The 3,389-nt window shown below is 67.7% G+C and carries 4 protein-coding genes; 3 read left to right on the plus strand and 1 reads right to left on the minus strand.

Features of this window, described 5'->3' with window-relative positions; all coding sequences use genetic code 11:
* Positions 1-636 (plus strand): TerB family tellurite resistance protein (locus WAZ62_RS19775; protein WP_422645253.1); only part of this gene is annotated, 636 nt, incomplete at its 5' end.
* A 43-nt stretch (positions 637-679) separates the two neighbouring features.
* On the opposite strand, the gene WAZ62_RS19780 is transcribed toward WAZ62_RS19775, so the two are convergent.
* Positions 680-2,059, minus strand: coding sequence for a mannose-1-phosphate guanylyltransferase/mannose-6-phosphate isomerase (locus tag WAZ62_RS19780; protein WP_422645254.1), 1,380 nt, complete (start codon positions 2,057-2,059; stop codon positions 680-682).
* A gap of 236 nt (positions 2,060-2,295) precedes the next feature.
* On the opposite strand from WAZ62_RS19780, the gene WAZ62_RS19785 reads away from it, so the two are divergent.
* Together WAZ62_RS19785 and WAZ62_RS19790 are read left to right on the plus strand one after the other, a co-directional pair.
* On the plus strand, positions 2,296-2,478 hold the full coding sequence (locus tag WAZ62_RS19785) for a zinc-finger domain-containing protein (RefSeq protein ID WP_422645255.1): 183 nt from the start codon (positions 2,296-2,298) through the stop codon (positions 2,476-2,478).
* Positions 2,468-3,389: 5'-3' exonuclease (locus tag WAZ62_RS19790; RefSeq protein WP_422645256.1), on the plus strand; the 922-nt coding region annotated here is incomplete at its 3' end. The genes WAZ62_RS19785 and WAZ62_RS19790, both read left to right, overlap by 11 nt.

Consider the following 3,389-nt stretch of genomic DNA (forward strand, 5'->3'; position numbering starts at 1 on the left):
GGGTTGCCCGGCGCGCCGCGCGAGGCGCCCGGCCGCGACCAGACACGGCGCGTGGCTTTCACCGTCGGCGTCATCGTGCTGGGCGCCAAGATGGCCAAGGCCGATGGCACCGTGACCCGCGACGAAATCAAGGCCTTCCGCGAAGTCTTCCATGTGCCCGAGGGCGAGGTCGCCCAGGTCGCGCGCATCTTCGACCGCGCCAAGGAGGATGCCGCCGGCTTCGAGCCCTATGCCGCGCAGATCCGTGTCGTCATGGGCGACGACCGGACCGTGCTGGAGGAATTGCTGGACGGGCTGTTCCACATCGCCAAGGCGGATGCCGTCGTCCATCAGGCGGAGCTGGATTTCCTCGTCGCCGTCGCCCGTATCTTCGGTTTCTCCGACGCGGAATTCGCGGCGATCCGCGCCGCCCACCTCGGCCCCGACCGGAGCGATCCCTATACGGTGCTGGGCGTGACCCGCGACATGGACGAGGCCTCGCTGAAGGCCGCCTATCGCAAGCTGGTGCGCGAGCATCACCCGGACATGCTGGTCGCCAAGGGGATGCCCGAGGAATTCATCCAGATCGCGACCGAGCGCCTGTCCAAGATCAACGGCGCCTGGGACCAGGTGAAGAAGGAGCGGGGCATCACCTGATCCCCCGCACCCGTCCCCGCGCCCGTCCCCGCGCCCGTCATCGTCAGTCGTAGGCGCTGGCCTCGGCGCCGGTCGCGCCGGTCTGCACTTCGATGAGGCGCAAGGGAAGCTCGCCCGGATTGTCGATCACGCGCTTGTCGCCTTCGGGAATATGCACCGCCTGGCCGGCCAGCACCGTCTGGCTTTCCGTGCCGGTGCCGATGACCGCCGTGCCGCCGACCACGATCCAGTATTCGGGAATGCGCAGCCGGCTCTGCAGCACGAGGCGGCCGCCGGGCTTTACCGTGATTCGCTTCACGCTGTAGCCGTCGCCGGCATCGAGCGCCTCGAAGGCGCCCCAGGGCCGCAGGGTCTCGCGGTGATGGCTGGCCTCGCTGCGGCCGCCCTTCTCGAGCTTGGAGACGAGCTGCTTCACATGTTCCGAATAATCGCGCGAGACGACGAGGACCGCGTCCTTGGTCGTCGCCACGATCACGTTCTCGAGGCCGCCGACCACGGTCAGCTTGTCCGGCGAATAGACGAAGCAGTTGCGGCTGTCGGCGATGATGCCGTCGCCGACCACGGCGCAGCCGTTCTCGTCAGCCGGGGAGACACCCTGCACCGCCGACCAGGTGCCGACATCGGACCAGTCGAAGCGGGCGGATATCATCGCCGCGCGCGCGGTCCGCTCCATCACCGCGTAATCGACGGAAATCTTCGGCGCCTGACCGAAGGCTTCCGGGTCGAGCAGGACGAAATCGAAATCGCGCGCGGCCTTGGCCACCGCCGCATCGGCCGCCGCCAGCACCGCCGGCTGGAAAGCCGCGAGTTCGGACAGGAAGACATCGGCCCGATAGGCGAAATTGCCCGAATTCCACAAAAGACCTTCGGCGACATAGCGCTTCGCGGTCTCGAGATCCGGCTTCTCGACGAAGGCGCCGATTTCATGGACCTTGCCGCCCAGCAGCGGCCGGCCCGGCCTGATATAGCCATAGCCCGTGGCGGGCGAGGTCGGCTTCAGGCCGAAACAGACCAGAAGCCCCTGCCCCGCCGCCTCGACCGCGAGGGCGACATCGGCGAGGAAGACATCCGTGTCGGGAATGGCATGATCGGCCGCGACGACGACCATGGTCGCGGCGGGATCGCGGCGCACGGCGAAGGCGGCGGCGGCGGCGATCGCCGCGCAGGAATCCCGGCCGAAGGGCTCGAGCAGGATATCGGCCTCGACCCCGATCAGGCGCAATTGCTCGGCGACCAGGAAGCGATAGGCGGCATTGGTGACGATCAGCGGCCGGCCGATGCCGGCGACGCGGGCGACGGCCTGCTGGAACAGCGAGGTATCGTCGGCGAAGGTCAGGAACTGCTTGGGGTAGCTGCTACGCGAAGCGGGCCAAAGCCTGGACCCCGAGCCGCCGCACAGCACGACGGGAACAATAGTCGACATCAAATCCTCCACCCCTTGAATTCGGACGCGAACGAGGACCGCCGGACCAGTTCCCTCCTTCTGGTCGGCATGTCCGCACCCCGGCCATCCGGCAACGGCGGGGTTTCCTCTTTGAGCACGGCGGCGCGGGCGAGACAATGCCCGGAATGGGTGGAGCGGAATCCATCTCCCCTCGCTGTGGACAGCAGGATAGGCTGCGCTAATATCCGCCCGCTTTTCCAGGAGACCGAACAGCCATGGCGACCGAAGCGCCCGAGACGAAGACAGTCGACACCCCCATCGTGGCCTGCGACGGCGGCGAAGGCGCCCTGGGGCACCCGCGCGTCTACCTGAACATGGAAGGCCGGGGCGAAGTGCAATGTCCCTATTGCGGCAAGCTCTACATCCTCGCGGGTGATTCGCACGCCCATGCCCACTGAGACGGGGGCAGCGGCCAAGGGCGAGCATCTCTATCTCGTCGATGGCTCGGGCTATATCTTCCGGGCCTACCACGCCCTGCCGCCCCTGACCCGGGCCGACGGCACGCCGGTCAACGCCGTACTGGGCTTCGCCAATATCCTGGCCCGCTTCCTTGCCGATCTCGACAATGGCGACCGGCCGACCCATCTCGCGGTCATTTTCGACGCCGGGCGGCGCACCTTCCGCAACGACATCTATCCCGACTACAAGGCCCATCGCCCGCCGGCGCCGGAAGACCTGATCCCGCAGTTCGCCCTCATCCGCGAGGCGACGGCGGCTTTCAACGTCCCCGCCATCGAGCTCGAAGGCTATGAGGCGGACGACATCATCGCCACCCTGGCGGCCGAGTCCCGGGCGCGTGGCGCCCGCTGCACCATCGTCTCGTCGGACAAGGACCTGATGCAGCTGGTCGGCGGCGGCGTCGACATGATGGACCCGGTGAAGATCCGCGTGATCGGCCCCGATCAGGTGATCGAGAAATTCGGCGTGCCGCCCGAGAAGGTGGTCGACGTCCAGGCCCTGATGGGCGATCCGACCGACAATGTGCCGGGCGTGCCCGGCATCGGCCAGAAGACCGCGGCGGAACTGATCAATACCTACGGCGATCTCGATACGCTGCTGTCGCGGACCAGCGAGATCAAGCAGCCGAAACGGCGCGAGAATCTGGAAACCCACGCCGATCTCGCCCGGATCAGCCGCGAGCTGGTGCGCCTGAAGGCCGACGTGCCGATGACGACGGGCTTCGACGACCTTGGCGTCCGCCCGATCGACGGCGCGAAGCTGCTGCCCTTCCTCGAGCAGAACGATTTCCGCAGCCTGCGCAACAAGCTGGGCAGCCGCCTGGCCGCCCCCCTCGCCGGCACCGCCGCGC

The organism is Zavarzinia sp. (genome assembly GCF_049306435.1).
Lineage (GTDB): Bacteria > Pseudomonadota > Alphaproteobacteria > Zavarziniales > Zavarziniaceae > Zavarzinia.

What these genes read in the sequence shown, in the direction of transcription:
- WAZ62_RS19780 (WP_422645254.1), bottom strand. Translation starts at nt 2,059, where the DNA reads ATGTCGACTATTGTTCCCGTCGTGCTGTGCGGCGGCTCGGGGTCCAGG.
- WAZ62_RS19785 (WP_422645255.1), top strand. Translation starts at nt 2,296, where the DNA reads ATGGCGACCGAAGCGCCCGAGACGAAGACAGTCGACACCCCCATCGTG.